Consider the following 21214-nt stretch of genomic DNA (forward strand, 5'->3'; position numbering starts at 1 on the left):
AGGGTGTCGCGCGTAGCCGGCCGGGGTTCCTGGATCCCTTGGAGTCGACATGAACGCTCCTGTTTCGCCCGCCTTGCGTGCCGCGCTTGAATCCGTCCAGCTGGACGACAAGTACACCCTGGAATCCGGGCGCGCCTGGATGAGCGGCATCCATGCCCTGGTCCGCCTGCCCATGATGCAACGCGTGCGCGATGCGCGCGCCGGCCTGAACACGGCGGGCTTCGTGTCGGGTTATCGCGGCTCTCCGCTGGGCGGCGTGGACCAGAACATGTGGAAGGCGGCCAAGTACCTGAAGGCGCATCACGTCGAGTTCCAGCCCGGCATCAACGAAGACCTGGCCGCCACCGCGGTGTGGGGTTCGCAGCAGGTCAACCTGTTCCCCGGCGCCAAGTACGACGGCGTGTTTGGCATGTGGTACGGCAAGGGACCTGGCGTGGACCGCTGCGGCGATGTCTTCAAGCACGCGAACGCGGCCGGCACCTCGCGCCACGGCGGCGTGCTGGTGGTGGCGGGCGATGACCACCCCGCAAAGTCTTCGACCCTGCCGCACCAGAGCGACCACATCCTCAAGGCCTGCATGATTCCCGCGCTGTTTCCGTCCAGCGTGCAGGAAGTGCTGGACTACGGCCTGCATGGATGGGCGATGAGCCGCTACGCGGGCGTCTGGGTGGGCATGAAGTGCATCACCGACATCGTCGAAGTCTCGGCTTCCGTGGACGTGGATCCCCATCGCGTGGAGATCCTGCTGCCGCAGGACTTTTTGCTGCCGGCCGACGGCCTGAACATCCGGCTGCCCGACACGCCGCTACAGCAGGAAGCCCGCCTCCTGGACTACAAGCTCTATGCCGCGCTGGCCTATGCCCGCGCCAACAAGCTCAACCGCGAACTCTGGCACGTGCCGCAGCGCGATGCGCGCTTCGGCATCATGACCTCGGGCAAGGCTTATCTGGACACGCGCCAGGCGCTGTCCGACCTGGGGCTGTCCGAGTCCGTATGCCAGCGCATCGGCCTGCGGTTGTTCAAGGTCGGCATGGTCTGGCCGCTGGAATCCACCGGCATGCAGCATTTCGCCGAAGGCCTGGACGAGATCCTGGTGGTCGAGGAAAAGCGCCAGGTGCTGGAGTACCAGCTGAAGGAAGAACTGTTCAGCTGGATCGGCAGCGGCAAGAAGATTCCGCGCGTGGTCGGCAAGTTCGACGACAAGGACGGCGGCGAATGGTCGGTGCCGCAGGGCAACTGGCTGCTGCCGGCGCACTACGAGTTCTCGCCCGCGATGGTCGCGCGCGCCATCGCCGCGCGCCTGCTGCGCTTCGAACTGCCCGAGGACGTGCGCGCCGGCATCGAGGCGCGCCTGGCCTTCATCAGCGGCCGCGAACAGGCGCTGGCGCGCCCGCGCGTGGTCGAAGAGCGCAAGCCCTGGTTCTGTTCGGGCTGTCCGCACAACACCTCGACCCGCCTGCCGGAAGGTTCGCGCGGGATGGCAGGCATAGGCTGCCACTACATGGTCCGCTGGATGGACCGCAGCACCGATGTCTTTACACAGATGGGCGGCGAGGGCGTGCCCTGGGTGGGACAGGCTCCGTTCACCGAGGAAAAGCACGTGTTCGCCAACCTGGGCGACGGTACCTATTTCCATTCGGGCTTGCTGGCCATACGCGCGGCAGTGGCGGCCAAGGTGCCCATTACCTACAAGATCCTGTTCAACGACGCGGTGGCGATGACGGGCGGGCAGCCGGTGGACGGCCCCTTGAGCGTGCCCATGATCAGCAGCCAGGTGGCGGCCGAGGGCATCGAGAAAATCATCGTCGTCACCGACGATCCCGACAAGTACAAGCATGTCGAGGGACTGGCCCCAGGCGTGCCGGTGCGGCATCGCGACGAACTCGACGCGGTCATGCGCGAACTGCGCGAGCATCCCGCGGTATCGGTGCTGATCTATGACCAGACCTGCGCCACCGAGAAGCGCCGCCGCCGCAAGCGCAATGCCTACCCGGATCCGGCCCGCCGCGTGCTCATCAACGAGCGCGTGTGCGAAGGCTGCGGCGATTGTTCACAGAAATCGCACTGCCTGTCGGTGGAACCGCTGGACACCGAGTTCGGCCGCAAGCGCACGATCAACCAGTCCAGCTGCAACAAGGATTTCTCCTGTCTGAAGGGCTTTTGCCCCAGCTTCGTGACGGTGGAAGGCGGCAAGCTCAAGAAGCCGGACGCCCTGGCGCAGGACGGCGCCATCGACGACGACGTGCCGCATCCGGCGGCGCGCGAACTGCATCAGCCCTACGGCGTCTTCATCGCCGGCGTGGGCGGCACGGGCGTGGTCACCATAGGCCAGTTGCTGGGCATGGCCGCGCACCTGGAAGGCAAGGGCTGTTCGGTGCTGGACATGGCGGGCCTGGCGCAAAAGGGCGGCGCGGTGTACTCGCACGTGGTGCTGGCGCAGACGCCGGACCGCCTGCTGAATACGCGGGTCGCCATGGGCGAGGCCGACCTGCTGCTGGCAGGCGATCTGGTCGTGGCCACCAGCGCCGAATCCATGGCGCGGGTGAATCCGGATCGCACCCGCGTGCTGCTCAACAGCGACACCGCGCCGACCGCGGCCTTCGTCGGCAATCCGGACTGGACGCTGCCGGGCGCCAACCTGACCGCAGACCTGGCGTCCGCCTGCGGCAAGGAGCACCTGGCCACCGTCGATGCCGCCGCATTGGCCCTGGGCTTGCTGGGCGACGCGATCTACTCGAATCCGCTGATGATGGGCTACGCCTACCAGAAGGGCTGGATCCCGCTGTCGCAGCAGGCGCTTTTGCGCGCCATCGAACTGAACGGCCAGCAGGTGCCGAACAACCTGGCAGCCTTTGCCTGGGGCCGCCGCGCCGCGCACGACCTGGCGGACGTGAAGCGCCTGATCGCCAACGGCGGCGCGCCGTCGCGGCCGGAAGGCATCATCGAACTCAAGCGTCCGCGCGCCGCCAGTCCGGTGATGGAACTGAAGAAGCCGACCGGCGAACTGGAGCGGGTGGTGGCGGTGCGCAAGGCTTTCCTGACCGACTACCAGAACCAGGCTTACGCCCTGCAATACACCGAACTGGTGGACAAGGTGGCGCGCGCCGAGCGCGAGGCTACGGGCACCAACCGGCTGGCGCTGGCGGTGGCACGCTACTACTTCAAGCTGATGGCCTACAAGGACGAATACGAAGTCGCGCGGCTGTATTCGGACGGAGAGTTCCTCAAACGGGTGCAATCGCAGTTCGAAGGCGACTGGAAGCTGCGTTTCCACCTGGCGCCGCCGCTGTTCGCGCGGCGCGACCAGGAAGGCCGCCTGATCAAGCGCAGCTATGGCCCGGGGATGTTGCGCGTGTTCCGGGTGCTGGCGCGGATGCGGAGATTGCGCGGCACGAAACTGGACCCGTTCGGTTACACGGCCGAGCGCCGCGCCGAACGCGAACTGATCCGCGAGTACCGGGAGACGATCACGGCGATCCTGTCGAAATTGAATCGCGGGAATCTGGATCGTGCAGTGGCGCTGGCGAGCTTGCCCGAGGACATCCGGGGGTACGGGCATGTGAAGGAGGCCGCGATGGAGAGCGTGGCGGCGCGCAGGGAGACGTTGCTGAAGGACTTCAGCGCGACGGTGGTTTCCATCGGAGGAGCGCGGGTGGCTTGAGTTACTCCATGACCCGTCACTCCATGACCCGCCGCGTCTCGCGCGGCAGTTCCCCGAAACGTTCCCGGTAATACTCCGAGAACCTCCCCAGATGTCCGAACCCTACGCCCAGCGCCACTTCGGTGACGCTGGCGCCTGTCTGCGTGCGCAACCGGTTCCTGGCTTCGTCCAGCCGCAGCGCCCGCAGCGCATTCATGGGCGTGGTGTTGCGGTGTTCCTGGAACAGGCGCGTCAGCGCGCTGGCGCTGGCGCCGGCGTGACGGGCGATGTCGGCCAGGGTGAGCGGAGCAGCGAGGCGGTCGCGCATATAGGCTTCGGCGGCGCTCAGGCGGCGCGGGACGGCGGGGGCGATGCCGGCGTGCGCCTGCCAGCTGTTGGGCTGGTTGTAGAGCAGGTGCAGCACCAGCGTGTCTTCCAGGTGCTCCAGCCAGGCCGCGGGCGGACGGGGGGCGCCGTCGTCCAGGGTGGGCAGCAGGTGGATCAGGCTTTCGACCATGCTGCGCCAGACGGCGCCCACGGGATTATCCAGGCGCAGGGCGGGGCTGAAATCCAGCGGCCGGGTGGCGGCCTCGCCGAATGCGCGCTGCCCGATGGCTTCGAGCTTGCCGCGGGGGATCTTGAGCAGCAGCTGTTCGCAGCCGGCTTCCCAGTGCAGCTTGAGCGGGCGGTTGGGGGCGATGACCGCGGCGCAGTCGGGGTCGGCGTCGACGCGGTCGTTGCCGCATTCGATACAGGCGCGGCCGCTCAGGGGGACCTGGACCAGCATGAAATCCTGCAGGCGGTCGGGTTCGATGTGGACTTCGGCGCCGTAGCGCAGCGTACAGACCGTCAGCGACCCGAAGCGGCCCCGGTTCAGTTCGGCATCGACGCGGCCACCCTTCCAGGTGAGACGGTGTTCCTTCAGGGCTTCAGATACGAGGGTGCGCGTCTCGTCCTGCTGGGTGGAGCTGAAGACGCGCCGCTTGAACAGCGGCGCAAGCGTAAGTCGGGACCAGCCGTGCATGGATGCCTCCGGGACGGGAACGCTCCCGTGTCACTGCCGAGGGTAATTTAAACGTCAAGGACTTGGAATTAAGTGATTCCCGGATAAGGCTGACGGAATCCGGATAGAGCGGCCCCCTGGCGCGGCCTAATCTAGCCGGCAGGCCCTTCGCGTGCAGGTTGGAGGGCGCCGCCGCGGCGCGTAAGCTGGCGGCGTTGTTCGGCAGCATGCGTTAACCGACGGCAGACGGGTTCTGTCAGCTTTCCGCCGGCATGGCCAGGCGGGGATAACGGGGTGGCTCATGAATCGGAATCTATGGAGCCGGCGCGCGCTGGCTGCGCTGGTGTGCATGACGGCGGCGGCGGGCGCGACGGCGGCGGACAAGGTCAAGGTCGGCTTGCTGACCACGCTGTCGGGGCCGGGCGCGGCGCTGGGCAACGAGATCCGCGACGGCTTCAACCTGGCGCTGCAACATACGGGCGGCAAGCTCGGCGGCTTGCCGGCGGAAGTCGTGGTGGCGGACGACCAGCAGAAGGCGGACACGGGCCGCCAGGCGGTAGAGCGGCTGTTGAAGCGCGACCGCGTGAACGTCATGACGGGCATCGTGTTCTCGAATGTGCTGCTGCCGGTGATGCCGGCCATCCTGCAGTCGGGCACCATCTACCTGAGCACCAATACTGGCCCGGAGAACTATGCGGGCGCAGGCTGTAATCCGAATTTCTTCGCGGTGGCATGGCAGAACGAGGACATCCCGGCCGCGATGGGCAAGTACGCCACAGACCAGGGCTACAAGAGCGTGGCGCTGATCGCGCCGGATTATCCGGGCGGACGCGAATCGCTCAACGGTTTCAAGCGCCTGTACAAGGGCGGGCTGTCCGAAGAGATCTACACCCAGCTGGGGCAGTTGGATTATGGCGTGGAGATCACGCGCCTGCGCGCCAGCAAGCCGGACGCAGTGTTCTTCTTCCTGCCCGGCGGCATGGGCGTGAATTTCATCAAGCAGTTCAACGGCGCCGGCCTGTCCAAGGAGATCGCGCTGCTGGCGCCGGGCTTCTCGGGCGACGAGGACACCATCGCGGCGGTGGGCGCGCCCATCGAGGGCATGCGCAATACCTCGCAGTGGGCCTCGGACCTGGACAACCCCGCCAACCGCAAGTTCGTCGAGGACTTCCGGAAGACCTACAACCGCAGTCCCACGCTGTATGCCTCGCAGGGCTATGACGCGGCCATGTTGCTGGACAGCGCGGTGCGCCAGACCGGCGGCAAGCTGGAGGCGGACGCGCTGCGTCCGGCGCTGCGGCGCGCGGACTTCAAGTCGGTGCGCGGCGATTTCAAGTTCAACCGCAACCAATATCCGGTGCAGAACTATTACCTGCGCATCGTCGAGGCCGGGGCGGGGGGCAAGTTGTCCAATAAGCTGTCGGGCACGGTGCTGACCCAGTATCAGGACCCTTTCGCCGCAGCCTGCCAGATGAAGTAGGGCGGACATCCGCAACAAGGAGATACGTATGACCCAGAACATTACGACGCGCGAAGTGACGGTGGCCTCGCATGACGGCAAGTCCTTCGGCGCCTATCTGGCCGTGCCGGCGTCCGGGCATGGCCCGGGCCTGGTGCTGTGCCAGGAGATCTTCGGCGTGAACGATTTTATGCGCCGCGCGGCGCAGCTGTTGGCCGAGGAAGGTTATGTGGTGCTGGTGCCGGACCTGTTCTGGCGCCAGCAGCCGGGCATCCAGCTGACCGATGGCCCGGCCGATATGCCGCGCGCCTTCGAGCTTTACCAGAAATTCGACGTAGAGCTGGGCCTGAAGGACATCGCGTCCACCATCGCCGCGCTGCGCGGGCTGCCTGAACAGCAGGGCGGGGTGGGCGTGCTGGGCTACTGCCTGGGCGGCAAGCTGGCCTACCTGGCCGCCTGCCGCACCGACGTGGACGTGGCCATCGGCTACTACGGCGTAGGCATCGAGAACAGCCTGGACGAAGCGGCGCAACTGCGCGGCCGGCTGGTGCTGCACATCGCCGAGCAGGACGGCTTCTGTCCGCCCGAGGCGCGTCAGCGCATCCTGGAAGCGCTGGGCAACAAGCCCGGGGTGCAGATCTACGTCTACCCGGGCATGGACCATGCGTTCGCGCGCACGGGCGGGGACCATTACGACAAGCCTTCGGCGCTGATGGCGCATCAGCGCAGCATGGCGGCCTTGCAGCGCGCCATCGGGCCGGAGTTCGACTATTCGTACTTGTGGGACAAGCACTGCGAGTACGAATTCGGCACGCGCGATGTGGCGGCGACCATGGCGACCATGGTCGCCGAACCCTACGTTAACCACATCCCCACCATGACCGGGGGCGTGGGCCACAAGGAGCTGAGCCGCTTCTACCAGCATCACTTCGTCAACAGCAATCCGCCGGATACGCGCCTGGTGCCGCTGTCGCGCACGGTGGGCGCGACGCAGATCGTGGACGAGCTGCTGTTCTGCTTCACGCACACCACCGAGATCGACTGGCTGCTGCCGGGCGTGAAGCCCACGGGCAAGTACGTGGAGATTCCGCTGATCGCCATCGTCAAGTTCCGCGGCGACAAGCTCTATCACGAGCACATCTATTGGGACCAGGCCAGCGTGCTGGTGCAGGTGGGCCTGCTGGACCCCAAGGGCCTGCCCGTGGCCGGTCGCGAGACCGCTGCCAAGCTGCTGGACGAGACCCTGCCGTCGAACACGTTGATGGCGCGCTGGAAAGAAAGCGAGAACAAGTAGGAGCCGGACATGTCATACACCGAAGAGCAATTGGCCGCGATGGTGCGCGGCGACAGCGTGCACCGCGGCGTCTACACCGACCCCGCCATCTTCGACCTGGAGATGCAGCGGATCTATGGCCGCGCCTGGATCTACGTGGGGCACGAAAGCCAGGTGCCCAAGACGGGCGACTACCACACCACGCGCCTGGGCGACCAGGACGTGCTGATGGTGCGCGCCACCGACGGCCGCGTGCATGTGCTGTACAACCGCTGCCCGCACAAGGGCGCCAAGGTAGTGGCCGACGGCGAGGGCTGCGTCGGCAAGTTCTTCCGCTGCCCCTACCACGCCTGGACCTTCAAGCTGGATGGCAGCCATCTGGGCGTGCCGTTGAAGCAGGGGCTGGAGGGTACGGCCTACGATCCCGCCGATCCGTCCTTTTCGATGCGCCGGGTGGCGCGCGTGGAAAGCTATCGCGGCTTCGTGTTCGCCAGCCAGGCCAAGGACGGCCCGGCGCTGGAAGACTTCCTGGGCGGCGTGCGCTCGTCGATCGACAATCTCTGCGACCGTTCGCCGGTGGGCGAGGTGGAAGTGGCCGGTGGCATCTTCCGCGTCATGCAGCGTTCCAACTGGAAGGTGTTCTACGAGAACCTGCACGACACCATGCATGCCCGCGTCACGCATGAATCGTCGTATGCCGCGGCCCGCGACGAAGCCAAGGAAATGGGCGAGATGCCGCTGGAGCTGCACATCATGGACGGCAACGGCGAACCCTACGAATTCTGGGAAAAGCTGGAGCTGCGCGCCTATCCCAACGGCCACGGCTACATGGAAGGCATCTTCAATCCGGGCGCGGCCGAGCGCGACCCGGTGTCGCGCGCGCATTTCGAAACCCTGACCGCCGCCTATGGCGAGACGCGCGCCCGCGAGATCCTGGGCATGAACCGCCACAACACGGTGATCTACGGCAGCGGCTCGCCCCACACGGTGTTCCAGCAGTTCCGCGTGATCCGACCCATCGCCGTCGACCGCACCATGATCGAGATCCAGACCTTCCGCTGCAAGGGCGCGCCGGACGGCGTTTTCAAGCGCGCCATGCTGTACGCCAACGTCATCAACTCGCCTTCGTCCAACGTCATGCCGGACGACATCGAACTCTACAACCGCTGCCAGGAAGGCAACGCCACGAGAGGCGGTGAATGGGTCAGCATGCACCGCTACCACGGCAGCGACCGCAGCGATAGCGAAGGCCTGGTGTCGGTCAACGGCACCAGCGAGCTGCCCATGCGCAACCAGTTCGACGCCTGGAAGACCTATATGGAAGCCGGCCCCGCCGCCGCCGAAGCCGCCACCGGAGACCGCTCATGCTGCTAGACCTTGATTTCGACGTGAGCACGGAAGGCCTGTCGCCGGCAGAGGTCCCGGCCGACGCCTATCACCGCATCGCGCAGTTCCTGTACCGCGAGGCCCGCCTGCTGGACGAACGCCGCTACGACGACTGGCAGGCGCTGTGGACCGCCGACGGCATGTACTGGATGCCGCGCACGCCGGGCCAGCAGAGCCCCTACGACCACATCTCGCTGTTCTGGGAAGACCGCATGCTGCGCGACGTGCGCATCCGCCGGCTGGAGCATCCGCGCAACTGGTCGCAGCAGCCGCCCACGCGCAGCGCGCGGCTGGTGGGCGCGGTGGAGATCGAGGGCGTGGACGCCGGCGGCAATCTGGTGGTGCATTCCACCTTCCAGATGACCGAATGGCGCAAGCGCCAGCCGCGCCAATTGGCGGGCCGCTATACCCATAAGCTGGCCGCCGAGGGCGACAGCTGGCGTATCCGCATGAAGCGGGTGGATCTGGTCAATTGCGACGACGTGCACGACGTGTTCGAGGTGTTCGTGTGACTGCGACCGACGCCGCGGTGCTGGCGCTGCACTTCCAGAACGACGTGCTGCACCCCGAGGGCAAGATCCGTGTCGGCCTGGATGCGGACAGCGGGGCGCGCCAGCGCCTGCTGGACAACGCGGCGGCCCTGCTGGCGGGGGCGCGGGCGCATGATCTGCCCATCGTGCACGTGCGCATCGCATTCCGGCCGGATTACGCCGACCTGATGGCCAATTGCCCCATCTTCCGCAACGTGGCCGCCATCGGCGCGGTGCCGGAGGGGCAGTGGGGCAGCGCGTTTTACGAGGGGCTGCAGCCGCTGGCCGGCAGCGCGCGCGAGTTCGTGGTGAAGCACACCCGCATCAGCGCCTTCTACGGCACGCCGCTGGAAGAGACCCTGCGGCTCTTGGGCGCGCGTCGGCTGGTGGTGGCAGGCGTCGCCACGCATTCGGTGGTGGAGGGCACGGTGCGCCACGCGGCCGACATCGGCTTCGAGGTCATGGTGGCGCAGGACGCCTGCGCGTCCGCTGACCCGGCGGTGCATGACGCGTCGCTGGCCAGCATGCGCCTGATTGCGCAAACCGGGCCGGTGGCGGAAGCTGTGCGCTGGGCCGCCGCGCCTCATTGATCAAGGATTCATCATGGATTTCACAGGCTTTCCCGGGCTGGCCGGCAAGACCGCCATCGTCACTGGCAGTACCCAGGGACTGGGCGCGGACATCGCGCGCGGCCTGGCCGCGGCTGGCGTCAACGTGGTGCTGGTCGGGCGCAACGCCGAGGCCGGCCGCAAGCTCGAAGACGAGCTGGACGGCCGTGCGCTGTACTGCGAAACCGACATCGGGCAGGACGCGCAGATACAGCGCTGCATCGATGCTGCCGTGGCGCGTTTCGGACGGCTGGATATCCTGGTCAACAACGCTTGCCAGTACGCGGACCGGGGCCTGGCCTCGTCGCGCGAGGAATGGCACAACACGCTGGACACCAACCTGGTGTCGGCGGCCATCTTCACGCAACTGGCTGCGCCGCTGCTGCCGCGCGGCGGCGTGGTGGTGAACATGGGCAGCACCGGCGGCAAGTTCGGCGCGGCCGGGCGCGCGCTTTATCCGGCGTCCAAAGCGGCGCTGCTGCAGATCACCAAGAACTTCGCGGTGGAGCTGGCGCCGGCCGGCGTGCGCGTGCTGGCGGTGTCGCCGGCCTGGACCTGGTCGCCGTCGGTGGAACAGTTGTCGGGCGGTTCGCGTCCAGCGGCGGACGCGGTGGGAGCGCATTTCCATCCGCTGGGGCGGGTAGGGTCGGGCGAGGAGATCGCCGCGGCGGTGTGCTTCGCCTGCTCCGACGCGGCTTCGTGGATGACGGGTGTGGACATACCCGTGGACGGCGGCTTTTCCATCCTGGGGCCGGACCGCGGCATTTCGCCGCGCGCCTGGTTCAAGGAACTGGCGCCCTGAGGGCGCCAGCGGGCAGGGTCAGCGGATGACGATCTGCCCTTCTTCGACGGCGGCCTTGCCGCCGATCTGGTCTTCCAGGAATTCCTGCACCTTGTTGCCCACCTGAATCGTCGCGCCGCCGCAGAAGCGGCGCGCGGCCTGGATGGTGGCGCTGGCCAGGGGCTGCAGGTCCAGCACCAGCTGGGCTTCCTCTGCGTCCAGCGCCAGCAGGTCCTGGCTGAGCTTGACGTGGGTGTTGCGGGCGCGGTCGGCTACGTCGCCCGGGGCGCGTTGAGGATTGGCCTTCAGGAACATCAGCAGTTGCTCCAGCTTGGATTTTTCCTCGTGCATCTTCTGGCGCTTGCGCGCCAATGCCGAACGCTTGATGTCGGCATGCGGATCCAGGCCGGCCTGCACCAGCGTCGGGATGCCCGAGGGCGAACCAATGGTGCCGGCGCGTACGGCCTGCATGGCGCGGGTCTGGCCGCCGGTGATGGCGCTTTGCTGGGTGTTGGGCGGGCCGACGTTGACGCTGCCGCCGGCCGCGATGCTGCTCTGGCGGATTTCGCGCTCCACGTCTACGTCCTTGCCTGCACTGATGACGGCGTTTTCGATGAACTTGGCGCGCAGTGCGCCGCCACAGACGACGCGCGCGGTGCGCGCGGCGGCGGTGGCGTCTTGCAGGGCTTCGGCCAGGCCGATGATGCCACCCTTGACCGTGACGTTGCCGCCGGCCTCGACCAGCGCAGCTTCCATGGTGCCGTTGACCATCACGTCGCCCGTCACGTGGACTTCCATGGTGGCGGCGATGTCGCCGCGCACCAGCAGCGAGCCTTCGAAATGGATGTTGCCGGTGCTGAGGTTGACGGCGTCGACTTCGACCAGCGGATTCACCTGCACGCCGTGGCTGACCAGGGTGGGCGTGCCGGCGATGGTGGCGCGCAGCAGCAGCGGATCTTCCGGGTCGACGGCGGCGCCGGACAGGTCGCTGGCGAACGGCGTGTCAGGCAGTTCGTTGGGCAGGATCGGTTCGCCCAGCACGGTGCTGCCGTCCACGCCGGGCAGGGGCGGCGTGCGCCGCATCAGTGGCATGCCGGGCGTGACCAGCAGCAGGCTGCCGAGGTCGCGGTAGTCGACCTGGGCCAGTTCGTCGATATCCTGGCCGCGGGGCTTGAGGCGGTCCAGCAGGCTTTCGAAGCGCGTCGGGGTGCCGCGGGTGGGCGGCGTGCCGCGGGCGATCTGCGTGGTTTCGCGGCGGCCCTGCGTGACGGCGTCGATCAGCTCCTGTTCCAGGATGCCGTGGACAATGCCGCGTTCGGCCAGCACCTGGCGCACGGCTTCCAGCGTGACGGGCTTGCCGCCCTTGGGCGGGAGCAGGGTCAGCAGGGCGGACATGCGCTCGGCGTCCAGTTCCAGCTCTAGTGAGCCGTCGACGACCTGGCCGACCGGGGCCTTCACGGTTTCGTTGGCGTGGCGGCACAGGTCGATGAAGGTCAGGACGGCCTGGCTGTCCAGCGCCTCGGCACCCCAGCCCTGAGCGACGGCCGCCGCTGCCAGGGTGTCCCAGCTGGGCAGGTCGGCATTGACGTTGGGACGCGGTTCGTCGTCGTCGACCGCGACGCTGACCTCGGTGTCCAGGGCGGTTGCGCCGTCTGTCTCGGCTGGCGAGGCGGGCGCCAGGGCGGAATCCGCCGAGTCGGGACGCGCGGGCGGCGTGTAGACCGCCGTCAGGACGTTGGTCGTGGCGTCCAGCGTCAGCCGGAGCGTGTTTTCTGCGTCCATCTTGCCTCTCTCCAGCCTGGTGTTTCTGCCAGGTGAAATTATTTGGTAATCATAGGAAATATTAAGTCATATTCTATCCCAAGCGTTATAGGCTACTGGAAAGTAGGTGGGGCAAATTCCGCCGCATGCCCTAGTTCTGCCCCTGTTTGCCCCTGGGATGGCGACCGTCCGGGCAGGACTAGGGCGTCGGTACTAGCGACAAAAGGGCGTTGCCGCAGCAGCATAGGAGCTCGATTCCGCGTCTTCGGACGCCGCCGGAGCCGCCCATGCACCGCCATCCCTGTCCCGTCCTGCCGGCCCTGCGCGCCTTCGCGGCGCGCGCCGCGGGCATGGCGGCGCTGGCGGCCCTGGTGAGCGGCGTTCTGGCCCTGGCGCCCGCCGGTTCCGCCCAGGCGGCCGACATCTATCGCTACAAGGATCCCTATGGCGTGTGGCGGTCGATGAAGGTGCCCACGGGTTACGCCAAGTATTACAAGCGGGCGCAGGCCAGGACCGCCTGGCGCGGCAGCAGCATGAAGGTCTGTCTGGACTGCGAGCCCAAGTCCGGCGATGGCGCGCGCCTGGTGACGCTGGCCTCTGCCTCGCGCGCGCAGCGTTGGGAAGACCTGAAGGTGCCGCAGGCGCATGACGGGCTGATTGCCCGGGCGGCCCGGGAGTCGGGCGTGGACCAGGCCTTGCTCAGGGCCGTGATCGCAATCGAATCGGGCTTTCGCAGCGATGCGCGTTCGCCCAAGGGGGCGTTGGGCCTGATGCAGTTGATGCCTGCCACCGCGGCGCCGCTGCTTTCAGTGGCTGACGTGGAGACGGCGCTGGTGGATCCGGCGACCAATGTGAACGCGGGCTCGCGCCATCTGCGCCGGCTGATCGACCAGTATCCGGGCCGGCTGGATCTGGCGCTGGCGGCCTATAACGCGGGGGAAGGGGCGGTGCGCAAATATGACGCCGTGCCGCCCTATGCGGAGACCCAGGCGTACGTGCGGGATGTGACCGCCTTGTACGAGCACTACAAGGCGCCTTGAAGGGGAGCGGCCGCGGGCCGGCTCCCCGGCGTCGTTACATGGACGCGAAGACCTTTTCGGCGATGTCCAGGGTGGACTTGATCACCGCGTCGTCGTGCGTGGCCGAGACAAAGCCCGCTTCGAAGGCGGACGGCGCGAAGTGCACGCCGTGGTCCAGCATGGCATGGAAGAAGCGATTGAACGCCGCCGTGTCGCAGGCCGAGACTTCGGCGAACGAGGTCGGGACCTTATCGCTGAAGTAGATGCCGAACATGCCGCCCACCGAGTCGGCCGAGAAGGCCAGGCCCGCGGCGCGGGCGCGTTCCTGCAGGCCCTGGGCCAGCTTGGCGGTCTGGGCCGACAGCTTGTCGTAGAAGCCCGGAGCGGCGATCAGGCGCATCGTGGCCAGGCCCGCGGCCACGGCCACCGGGTTGCCCGACAGCGTGCCGGCCTGATAGACGCCGCCCAGCGGGGCGATGTGCTTCATGATCTCGGCGCTGCCGCCGAAGGCGCCCACCGGCATGCCGCCGCCGATCACCTTGGCCAGCGTGGTGATGTCGGGCTTGACGCCGGTCAGGCCTTGCACGCCTTGCGGGCCGACGCGGAAACCGGTCATGACTTCGTCGAAGATCAGCAGCGCGCCGTGCTGCGTGCAGACCTCGCGCAGGCCTTCCAGGAAGCCAGGGGCCGGCTTGATCAGGTTCATGTTGCCGGCGACCGGCTCGACGATGATGCAGGCGATGTCGGCGCCATGCTGGGCGAAAGCCTCGCGCACGGCGTCCAGGTTGTTGTATTCCAGGGTCAGCGTGTGCGAAACGAATTCCGGCGGCACGCCGGCCGAGCTGGGGTTGCCGAAGGTCAGCAGGCCCGAGCCCGCCTTCACCAGCAGGCTGTCCGAATGGCCGTGGTAGCAGCCTTCGAACTTCACGATCTTGGCGCGGCCGGTGGCGCCGCGGGCCAGGCGGATGGCCGTCATGGTCGCTTCGGTGCCCGAGCTGACCAGGCGCACCTGCTCCAGCGAGGGCAGGCGCGAGATCAGCACTTCGGCCAGCTCGATTTCCGCTTCGGTGGGAGCGCCGAAGGACAGGCCGTTGACCGCCGCGTCCTGCACGGCGCGCACCACTTCAGGATGCGAATGGCCGAGGATGGCCGGGCCCCAGGAACCGACGTAGTCGATGTACTGCTTGTCTTCCGCGTCCCACACGTACGGGCCCTGCGCGCGCTTGATGAAGCGCGGCGTGCCGCCCACGGAACGGAAGGCGCGCACGGGCGAGTTGACGCCGCCGGGGATGCTGCGGCAGGCGCGTTCGAAAAGCTGAGCGTTACTGGACATGGCGTTCAAGGCTTGCGGTTGGGGTTTGCGGAATAGGGCGCGGAGCATGCGGCCGCGGCGGCGCGGATGCTGGGCGCTTCGAATAGCGCGGTGATGACGGCAATGGCGTCGGCGCCCGCTTGGGCCACCAACGGCGCGTTGTCGGGCGTGATGCCGCCGATGGCGACGACCGCGGGCCGGGGGGCGTCGCAGGTGTCCGTCAGGCGGCGGGCTTCGGTCAGCACCGACAGCGGCGCGCGCACGGTGTCGGGCTTGACGGTGGAGGCATACATGGCGCCGAAGGCGATGTAATCGGCGCCCGCGGCCAGCAGTTCCTGCGCGCGGCCCAGGTCGTCGTAGCTGGAGCCGCCCAGGATCAGGTCGGGACCGGCCTCGGCGCGGATTCGCGCCAGGCTTTCGTCCTCGCGGCCGACGTGCGCGCCGTCGGCGCCCACTTCCAGCGCCAGGCGCCAGTCGTCGTTGATCAGGAAGACTACGCCCAGCTCGCGGCACAGCGGCGCCAGCGCGCGGGCCTGGGCGGCGCGCACGGCGTCAGGCACGTTCTTGCGGCGCAGCTGCAGCGAGCGCATGCCGCCCGCGGCGGCCTGGCGCACCGCCAGCAGCAGGCGATCGGTGTCGTCCCATTCGGGGGTGACGCCATACAGGCCAGTGGGGAAGCGCAGCGCTTTCATTGGGAGGGAATCCGGTTGGGAATGCGCCGGCCCATGCCCGGCAGGAAGCTGGCGGCGACTGCCGCGTCGGCGTGCGCCAGCCCCTGGCGCACGGCTTCCGGCATTTCCAGGCCGCGAGCCAGCATGGCCGCGATGGCAGTGGCGGCCACGCCGCCGGCGTCGCCGTTGCGGTCCGGGGGCGCCTGCCAGGGCAGGGTGGCGGTCTGGCCGTTGGGGCCTAGCAGCATGTTGGCGTAGTGGCCGGGCCGCTGCGGGCTGCCCAGAACCAGAACCCATTCCGCGCCCGCCGCCAGCAGGGCGTGCATGGGTGTCGGTGCGTCCCCGATATCAATGTCGCCGTCGGCGTGCCACTGCGCCAGGCGCAGGTGCTCGATGATCAGCAGGTCCGTCTGCGGCAGCACCAGCTCCAGGGTGGCGGCCAGCAGGTCGTCGGCATCGTCCTCGTCGGCGGCGTCGGCCGGCGGCTGGGCGCGCTGGCCCAGATGCAGGACCAGCGGCACCTGGCTGTAATCGGCGGCGATCTGCGCTGCGACGCTGGCGGTTTCCGCGGTGTATAGTCCGCCCACCTTGATGGCCTGCACGGACATGTCTTCGAGCAGGCAGCGCGCCTGATCGTCCAGCAGGTCGGGTGTAACGGGATGGATTTCTTCGATGCCGGCGGTATCCCGCACGGTCAGCGCGGTCACGGCCGCGAGGCCATGGCAACCCAGGCCGGCACAAGTGACGGCATCTGCCGGCAAGCCGTCGGAACCCGAGGGATCGAGCGGACCGAAGACCAAAACGAGAGGGGGAGTAACGGGGGCCACTTGGACAGCGTTAGAGTGGGGGGGCGCCCGGACTCATTTGCGGTGAATCAGGGGAACCCCTATTGGGTTTCGGTAAGATTGTCCCCATTCTAATGGAAGCCCTTCACCTTTGCCCTGATGCCGGGCAAGGGCCTGGATTGATGTAAGAGAGAACTATGCGTACTTGGATGTGTTTGATTTGCGGCTGGGTCTATGACGAAGAGGCCGGCCTGCCCGACGAAGGCATTGCGCCCGGCACCCGCTGGGAAGACGTGCCCCCGAACTGGGTCTGTCCTGAATGCGGCGCCCGCAAAGAGGACTTCGAATTGATGGAAATCTGAGGCCATAGCGCCGACATATTCCGCCAAGGCTCGTAAGATGGGGCTAGGCCCCATCCCTCGCAACCGTGGACCCGACTGCCGCCAGGCATGATGCTTGCTGGATACGCGCGGCCTCCCCACGGTTCTTTCAGATTACCCATGTAGGGGTTGCCATGACGGAAAAACATCACGAAGACGCCGCGACGCAGGCAGCCAATTTTGCCAACCAGTTCCTGATCGCCATGCCCGGCATGGTGGAAGGCAGCCTGGCGGGTTCGGTCATCTATGTCTGCGAACACACCGAACGTGGCGCGCTGGGCCTGGTCATCAACCGGCCCACCGACCTGACGTTGGGCACCTTGTTCGAGCGCATCGACCTGACACTCGAAATCGGTCCCGTGAAGGACACCCTGGTCTTCTTTGGCGGTCCGGTGCAGACCGACCGCGGTTTCGTGCTGCACGCGCCGGCCGGCGACTACAGCTCCAGCATCAAGCTGGGCGACATGGCGCTGACCACCTCGCGCGACGTGCTGCAGGCCGTGGCCGACGGCAAGGGGCCGGCCCGCATGCTGGTCACGCTGGGTTATGCCGGTTGGGGCGCGGGCCAGCTCGAGAGCGAGATGGCGCAGAACGCCTGGCTCAGCGTGGGCGCTGACGACGACATCATTTTCGACGTGCCCCCCGAGGAACGCTATCCGGCCGCGCTGAAGCTGCTGGGCATCGATCCGGTGATGCTGGCGGGCGATGCCGGACATGCCTGAAGAGACCCTGCTTGCCTTCGATTTCGGCGAGAAGAAGATCGGCATCGCCATCGGCAATACGCTGACGCGCCAGGCGCGTCCGCTGGAAATCATCTTCAGCGAAGTCCGCGAGGCGCGCTTCGGCCGCATCGCGGCGCTCTTGCAGGAGTGGCAGCCCCACCGTGTCGTGGTGGGGCTGGCCCTGGACGCCGACGGCGGCGAGCAACCCGCCACCGCGCGCTGCCGCCGCTTTGCCAATCAATTGCACGGCCGCTTCGGCCTCGCCGTCGAACTGGTCGACGAACGCGGTTCCAGCATGGAGGCGCAGCGCCTGCTGGGTACCCATGCGGCGGACGACGCGATGGCGGCGGCTGTTATCCTGCAACGATACCTGGACACCCTGCCTGCGGCTTGATGCACGCGGTCCGGACTGCCTATGCTCAATCCGCAACTCGATCGCCGCGGCGAACTGATACACCTGTTGACCACCGAAGGGCTGCCCCGCAGGCACGTCGAACGGCTGCTGGACGCGGCGCGCGCCTGGGCGGCGCGCGGCGATACAACGGGGGAGGCGCCAGCCGGCCCGTCGTCCGCGATGCCGGTATTCCTGTGCCTGCCCGATGAGTCCACGCAAGACCGCGATGCCTTTGCCGCTGCTGCGCAGCGCTTGTCGCTGTCTGCGGTCATGCTGGATCCGCAGGCCGGCGACGCGCTGGCCGCAACCGTCGCGCGCCTGGCCCCGGGCCTGCTGGTGCTGCGCCATGGCGCCAGCGGCGCGGCGCATTGCGCGGCCGCGCACGCGGCGCCGGGCCTGCGCATCCTCAACGCAGGCGACGGCTGCCACGCCGATCCCTTGCCCGCGCTGGCGCAGGTGCAAGCCATGCTCGACGCGCGGCAGGACCTGACCAACCTGGCCGTGACGCTGGTGGGCGACATCCGCCACTCGCGCGTGGCGCGTTCCGTCATCCATGCCATGACCACGCTGGGCGTGCCCGAAGTCCGCGCCGCCGCGCCGCGCAGCCTGTTGCCCGACGGACTGCCGCAGCTCGGCGTGCGCGCCTGCGCCTCGCTGCGCGAGGGCTTGCAGGATGCAGATGTCGTCATCGCGCTGCCCTTGCAAGTGGAAGGCATCAGCGGCGCGCAACTCCCTTCCGCACGCGAATACGCGCAGGCCTACGGCCTGACGCCGGATGCCCTGGCCGCGGCCCGCTCCGATGCCCTGCTGCTGCCGGCGGGCGTGTTGACGCCCGGCATCGAGGTCGACGGCGATGTGTCGGCCAGCCTGGCGCCCATCGAGGCGCGGCTGGAGGATATCGAGCAGCATCTGCGTCTGGCCGCCTTGGAATTGCTGACCGGAGACGCGTCGTGAGGCTGCATATCGCCAATGGCCGGCTGATCGACCCCGCCAACGCGGTGGACGGACGGCACGACCTCTACATCGCCGACGGCCACGTCGTCGCCGTGGGCCGCGCGCCCGACGGTTTTCAAGCGGATCGCTCGCTGGACGCGAGCGGGCTGGCGGTGTTGCCGGGCCTGATCGATCTGTCCGCGCGCGTCACGCAACCGGGCGCGGCGGCCTTCGCCGCTGCCGAATTGCGCGCGGCGCTTGCCGGTGGCGTCACCCGGCTGGTGCTGCCACCGGACCCTGGCGCGCCGCTGGATGAACCCGGCAAGGCCGAGGCCTTGATGCGCCACGCCGAGGCCGGGCAATGTCGCGTCCATCCCTTGGGCGCGATGACGGTGGGACTGGCCGGCGAAACGCTGGCCGAGATGGGCCTGCTGGCGCAGGCGGGCTGCCTCGCCTATACGCACGGCGAACAAGGCATCGCCGATACGCGCGTGCTCTGGGGCGCGATGCGCTACGCCAGCGGCATGGGCCTGGCGCTGTGGCTGCGACCACAGGATCCGTGGCTCGCGCGCGGCGCGGTCGCCGCAAGCGGCGCCTACGCCGAGCGCCTGGGCCTCGAAGGGCTGCCGCCGCAGGCGGAAACCGTGGCCCTGCACACCATTTTTGAACTGCAGCGCGCCACCGGCGCGCGCGTGCACCTGACGCGGCTGTCCTCGGCCGCTGGCCTGGAACTGCTGCGCGCCGCCCGGCGCGAGGGCCTGCCGGTCACGGCCGACGTGTCCGTCCACAGTCTGCACCTGACTGACGTGGACATCGGCTTCTTCAATACGGACTTCCGCCTGAACCCGCCGCTGCGCGGCCAGCGCGATCGCGACGCGATCCAGGCCGCGTTGGCCGACGGCACTGTCGATGCGCTGTGCTCCGATCACAATCCGATCGACGACGCCGCCAAAGCCGTGCCGTTCCCGTTGGCCGAGCCCGGCGCTACCGGACTGGAGCTGCTGCTGTCCCTGGCCCTGAAGTGGGCGCGCGACCACCGCCGACCTCTGCCCGAAGCACTGGCGCGGGTCACTTGCGGCCCCGCCGCGGTGCTGGCCAGCGTTTCTCCGCTGGCCGCATCCGCCGGCCATCTGGGCGTGGGAGCGTCAGCGGACCTGTGCCTGGCCGATCTGGAAGCCGAATGGCTGGTGATGCCCGGCGCGCTGCAAAGCCGCAGCGGCCATACCCCGTTCGCGGGTATGATGCTGCCCGGCCGCGTACGCGCCACCGTGGTAGGTGGCAGCCTGGCCTGGGAGACTCCGGTTTGAAGCTGCTGCGCTTTGTCCTTAGGCTGTTCCTCGTGGTGCCCTGGATTCTCTTCGGCCTCTTGTGTGTAGGCCTGGTATATCCCCTGATCGGCCCCAAATCACGTGCCTGGCTGAACCGCCGCTGGTCGCGCTGCCTGATGGCTTTCTGTGGCCTGCGGGTCGTCCTCAAGGGTGAGCCGCGCCTGACCGGTCCGGTGCTGCTGGTGGCCAACCACGTGTCCTGGATCGACATCTTCGTGCTGAACTCGGCGCGCGCCACGTCCTTCGTCGCCAAAAGCGAAATCCGCAGTTGGCCGATCATCGGCTGGCTGGTGGCCGGCGCCGGCACGCTCTTCATCGAACGCGGCCAGCGCCACGCGGTGCACGCCATGGGTGAATCCATGCAAGCCCGCTTCAAGCAGGGCGACGCGGTGGGGCTGTTCCCCGAAGGCACGACGAGCGAGGGTTTCGAACTGCTGCCCTTCCACGCCAGCCTGTTCGAGCCGGCGCGTTCGGCCGCCGTCGAGATCCAGCCCGTGGCCTTGCGCTTCCTGCAGCATGGCAAGCGCAGCGGTTACGCGGCGTTCGTGGGGGAAGAGTCCTTGGTCGCGAATCTCTGGCGGGTGCTGGGGGTGACGGGACTGGCCGTCGAAGTGGTGTTCCTGCCGCCGTTGGCGGCGCGGCATCCGGACGGGAGTTTGCCTACGCGGCTGGAGTTGTCTCATCAGGCGCGGGATGCGATTTCGAGTGTGCTGTAGCGCATAAGCGCTTCGTAGGTCGTCCGTCGTCGCGGGCGGCGTGCGTCTTGGCTTGTCGTGCCGCTAGAGCAGTGGTTGGGGGCGTGTCTTGCGGGGCCCGCCCCAGGCCGGCCGCGCGGGCGGCCTTTTGGGGCTTACGCGGTGTCTTGCGTCGCGTGTTGGCGCTGCGCGCTGGTGGTTGGTGATTTTGGGTATGCGGGACGTTGAAGCGCGTCGGTTGGCCAACCATCGTCATTCAACGTCAGTGCGGGATGGGTGGCGCGCGTGACGGTCAGCATGCGCAAGCAGTTCGTCACCGCGCGCCATCCATCACCGCCCATCCCCCATGAGCTGGCGACCATTAGCAAACCACTCGCCGCATTCGCGCAAGCGAACACAATCGAAATTCAAGAAATCACGTATGTCATTCTCGGCCGCCCGCGCGGCCGAGAATGACGGGCAGCCCAAGAATCGTCCCTGACCACAGCTCTAGCAGCGCATCAGTCCAAGATTCAAGTAGCCCATCGGCGCGGG

The 21214-nt window shown here is 67.8% G+C and carries 20 protein-coding genes; 15 read left to right on the forward strand and 5 right to left on the reverse strand.

Features of this window, described 5'->3' with window-relative positions:
- The first annotated feature begins 49 nt into the window (after nt 1-49).
- Nucleotides 50-3661 carry an indolepyruvate ferredoxin oxidoreductase family protein gene (locus HV766_RS01970; RefSeq protein WP_175180451.1) on the forward strand — a complete coding sequence of 1204 codons (3612 nt, stop codon included), beginning with the start codon at nt 50-52 and terminating at the stop codon, nt 3659-3661.
- Between the two features lie 16 nt (nt 3662-3677).
- Here the strand turns inward: HV766_RS01970 and HV766_RS01975 are convergent, their stop codons facing one another.
- Nucleotides 3678-4664 (reverse strand): AraC family transcriptional regulator, encoded by a 987-nt coding sequence (locus HV766_RS01975; protein ID WP_119452194.1) that lies wholly within the window; start codon nt 4662-4664, stop codon nt 3678-3680.
- 280 nt (nt 4665-4944) lie between these two features.
- On the opposite strand from HV766_RS01975, the gene HV766_RS01980 reads away from it, so the two are divergent.
- Genes HV766_RS01980 through HV766_RS02005 form a run of 6 tightly spaced genes read left to right on the forward strand, consistent with a single transcriptional unit; the run spans nt 4945 to nt 10701 of the window.
- Nucleotides 4945-6123 (forward strand): ABC transporter substrate-binding protein, encoded by a 1179-nt coding sequence (locus HV766_RS01980; RefSeq protein ID WP_054459409.1) that lies wholly within the window; start codon nt 4945-4947, stop codon nt 6121-6123.
- Between the two features lie 28 nt (nt 6124-6151).
- Nucleotides 6152-7396, forward strand: a complete 1245-nt coding sequence (locus HV766_RS01985) for a dienelactone hydrolase family protein (RefSeq protein WP_054459407.1) — start codon at nt 6152-6154, stop codon at nt 7394-7396.
- Between the two features lie 9 nt (nt 7397-7405).
- Nucleotides 7406-8749: an aromatic ring-hydroxylating dioxygenase subunit alpha gene (locus HV766_RS01990; protein WP_054459406.1), complete on the forward strand. Its 1344-nt coding sequence runs from the start codon at nt 7406-7408 to the stop codon at nt 8747-8749.
- The gene (locus tag HV766_RS01995; protein WP_054459404.1) at nt 8740-9273 is read left to right on the forward strand and encodes an aromatic-ring-hydroxylating dioxygenase subunit beta; all 534 of its coding nucleotides are present in this window, start codon (nt 8740-8742) and stop codon (nt 9271-9273) included. The genes HV766_RS01990 and HV766_RS01995 overlap by 10 nt, the downstream gene beginning before the upstream one ends.
- Nucleotides 9270-9881 (forward strand): cysteine hydrolase family protein, encoded by a 612-nt coding sequence (locus HV766_RS02000; RefSeq protein ID WP_054459402.1) that lies wholly within the window; start codon nt 9270-9272, stop codon nt 9879-9881. Before HV766_RS01995 ends, HV766_RS02000 begins: the two co-directional genes overlap by 4 nt.
- Nucleotides 9882-9894: 13 nt before the next feature.
- Nucleotides 9895-10701 (forward strand): SDR family oxidoreductase, encoded by an 807-nt coding sequence (locus HV766_RS02005; RefSeq protein ID WP_054459400.1) that lies wholly within the window; start codon nt 9895-9897, stop codon nt 10699-10701.
- A gap of 18 nt (nt 10702-10719) precedes the next feature.
- Here HV766_RS02005 and HV766_RS02010 read toward each other — a convergent pair whose 3' ends face one another.
- Nucleotides 10720-12462 (reverse strand): flagellar assembly protein A, encoded by a 1743-nt coding sequence (locus HV766_RS02010; protein ID WP_175180452.1) that lies wholly within the window; start codon nt 12460-12462, stop codon nt 10720-10722.
- 266 nt (nt 12463-12728) lie between these two features.
- On the opposite strand from HV766_RS02010, the gene HV766_RS02015 reads away from it, so the two are divergent.
- Nucleotides 12729-13481 carry a lytic transglycosylase domain-containing protein gene (locus tag HV766_RS02015; protein ID WP_054459396.1) on the forward strand — a complete coding sequence of 251 codons (753 nt, stop codon included), beginning with the start codon at nt 12729-12731 and terminating at the stop codon, nt 13479-13481.
- A 34-nt stretch (nt 13482-13515) separates the two neighbouring features.
- Here the strand turns inward: HV766_RS02015 and hemL are convergent, their stop codons facing one another.
- Genes hemL through HV766_RS02030 form a run of 3 tightly spaced genes read right to left on the reverse strand, consistent with a single transcriptional unit; the run spans nt 13516 to nt 16270 of the window.
- Complete coding sequence (gene hemL, locus HV766_RS02020; protein ID WP_054459395.1) at nt 13516-14793, reverse strand: glutamate-1-semialdehyde 2,1-aminomutase; 1278 nt, start codon at nt 14791-14793, stop codon at nt 13516-13518.
- 5 nt (nt 14794-14798) lie between these two features.
- Complete coding sequence (gene thiE / locus HV766_RS02025; protein WP_054459393.1) at nt 14799-15464, reverse strand: thiamine phosphate synthase; 666 nt, start codon at nt 15462-15464, stop codon at nt 14799-14801.
- Nucleotides 15461-16270: a bifunctional hydroxymethylpyrimidine kinase/phosphomethylpyrimidine kinase gene (locus HV766_RS02030; protein ID WP_119452196.1), complete on the reverse strand. Its 810-nt coding sequence runs from the start codon at nt 16268-16270 to the stop codon at nt 15461-15463. The genes thiE and HV766_RS02030 overlap by 4 nt, the downstream gene beginning before the upstream one ends.
- Nucleotides 16271-16425: 155 nt before the next feature.
- Between HV766_RS02030 and HV766_RS02035 the strand changes: the two genes are divergently transcribed.
- From HV766_RS02035 to HV766_RS02065, 7 genes are all read left to right on the forward strand, one after another.
- A complete protein-coding gene (locus HV766_RS02035) occupies nt 16426-16590 on the forward strand; it encodes a rubredoxin (RefSeq protein ID WP_003814980.1) in 165 nt (54 codons plus the stop codon).
- Nucleotides 16591-16742: 152 nt separating this feature from the next.
- Nucleotides 16743-17330: a YqgE/AlgH family protein gene (locus HV766_RS02040; RefSeq protein ID WP_054459390.1), complete on the forward strand. Its 588-nt coding sequence runs from the start codon at nt 16743-16745 to the stop codon at nt 17328-17330.
- Nucleotides 17323-17724: a Holliday junction resolvase RuvX gene (ruvX, locus tag HV766_RS02045; RefSeq protein ID WP_054459420.1), complete on the forward strand. Its 402-nt coding sequence runs from the start codon at nt 17323-17325 to the stop codon at nt 17722-17724. The genes HV766_RS02040 and ruvX overlap by 8 nt, the downstream gene beginning before the upstream one ends.
- A 21-nt stretch (nt 17725-17745) precedes the next feature.
- Nucleotides 17746-18678 carry an aspartate carbamoyltransferase gene (locus HV766_RS02050; protein ID WP_175180453.1) on the forward strand — a complete coding sequence of 311 codons (933 nt, stop codon included), beginning with the start codon at nt 17746-17748 and terminating at the stop codon, nt 18676-18678.
- Complete coding sequence (locus HV766_RS02055) at nt 18675-19964, forward strand: dihydroorotase (protein WP_175180454.1); 1290 nt, start codon at nt 18675-18677, stop codon at nt 19962-19964. The genes HV766_RS02050 and HV766_RS02055 overlap by 4 nt, the downstream gene beginning before the upstream one ends.
- Entirely contained in the window at nt 19961-20701 is a 741-nt protein-coding gene (locus HV766_RS02060) for a lysophospholipid acyltransferase family protein (RefSeq protein ID WP_054459385.1), read from the forward strand. The genes HV766_RS02055 and HV766_RS02060 overlap by 4 nt, the downstream gene beginning before the upstream one ends.
- Nucleotides 20702-20977: 276 nt before the next feature.
- A complete protein-coding gene (locus tag HV766_RS02065) occupies nt 20978-21136 on the forward strand; it encodes a hypothetical protein (protein ID WP_175180455.1) in 159 nt (52 codons plus the stop codon).
- The last annotated feature ends 78 nt before the right edge of the window (nt 21137-21214 follow it).

The organism is Achromobacter aegrifaciens (assembly GCF_902859735.1).
GTDB classification, from domain to species: Bacteria; Pseudomonadota; Gammaproteobacteria; order Burkholderiales; family Burkholderiaceae_B; genus Achromobacter; species Achromobacter aegrifaciens.

Excerpts from the sequence above, each read along its gene's own strand:
- HV766_RS01970 (WP_175180451.1), top strand. The coding sequence starts at position 50 with ATGAACGCTCCTGTTTCGCCCGCCTTGCGTGCCGCGCTTGAATCCGTC.
- HV766_RS01975 (WP_119452194.1), bottom strand. The coding sequence starts at position 4,664 with ATGCACGGCTGGTCCCGACTTACGCTTGCGCCGCTGTTCAAGCGGCGC.
- HV766_RS01980 (WP_054459409.1), top strand. The coding sequence starts at position 4,945 with ATGAATCGGAATCTATGGAGCCGGCGCGCGCTGGCTGCGCTGGTGTGC.
- HV766_RS01985 (WP_054459407.1), top strand. The coding sequence starts at position 6,152 with ATGACCCAGAACATTACGACGCGCGAAGTGACGGTGGCCTCGCATGAC.
- HV766_RS01990 (WP_054459406.1), top strand. The coding sequence starts at position 7,406 with ATGTCATACACCGAAGAGCAATTGGCCGCGATGGTGCGCGGCGACAGC.
- HV766_RS01995 (WP_054459404.1), top strand. The coding sequence starts at position 8,740 with ATGCTGCTAGACCTTGATTTCGACGTGAGCACGGAAGGCCTGTCGCCG.
- HV766_RS02005 (WP_054459400.1), top strand. The coding sequence starts at position 9,895 with ATGGATTTCACAGGCTTTCCCGGGCTGGCCGGCAAGACCGCCATCGTC.
- HV766_RS02010 (WP_175180452.1), bottom strand. The coding sequence starts at position 12,462 with ATGGACGCAGAAAACACGCTCCGGCTGACGCTGGACGCCACGACCAAC.
- HV766_RS02015 (WP_054459396.1), top strand. The coding sequence starts at position 12,729 with ATGCACCGCCATCCCTGTCCCGTCCTGCCGGCCCTGCGCGCCTTCGCG.
- hemL (WP_054459395.1), bottom strand. The coding sequence starts at position 14,793 with ATGTCCAGTAACGCTCAGCTTTTCGAACGCGCCTGCCGCAGCATCCCC.
- thiE (WP_054459393.1), bottom strand. The coding sequence starts at position 15,464 with ATGAAAGCGCTGCGCTTCCCCACTGGCCTGTATGGCGTCACCCCCGAA.
- HV766_RS02035 (WP_003814980.1), top strand. The coding sequence starts at position 16,426 with ATGCGTACTTGGATGTGTTTGATTTGCGGCTGGGTCTATGACGAAGAG.
- HV766_RS02040 (WP_054459390.1), top strand. The coding sequence starts at position 16,743 with ATGACGGAAAAACATCACGAAGACGCCGCGACGCAGGCAGCCAATTTT.
- ruvX (WP_054459420.1), top strand. The coding sequence starts at position 17,323 with ATGCCTGAAGAGACCCTGCTTGCCTTCGATTTCGGCGAGAAGAAGATC.
- HV766_RS02050 (WP_175180453.1), top strand. The coding sequence starts at position 17,746 with ATGCTCAATCCGCAACTCGATCGCCGCGGCGAACTGATACACCTGTTG.
- HV766_RS02065 (WP_175180455.1), top strand. The coding sequence starts at position 20,978 with ATGCGCAAGCAGTTCGTCACCGCGCGCCATCCATCACCGCCCATCCCC.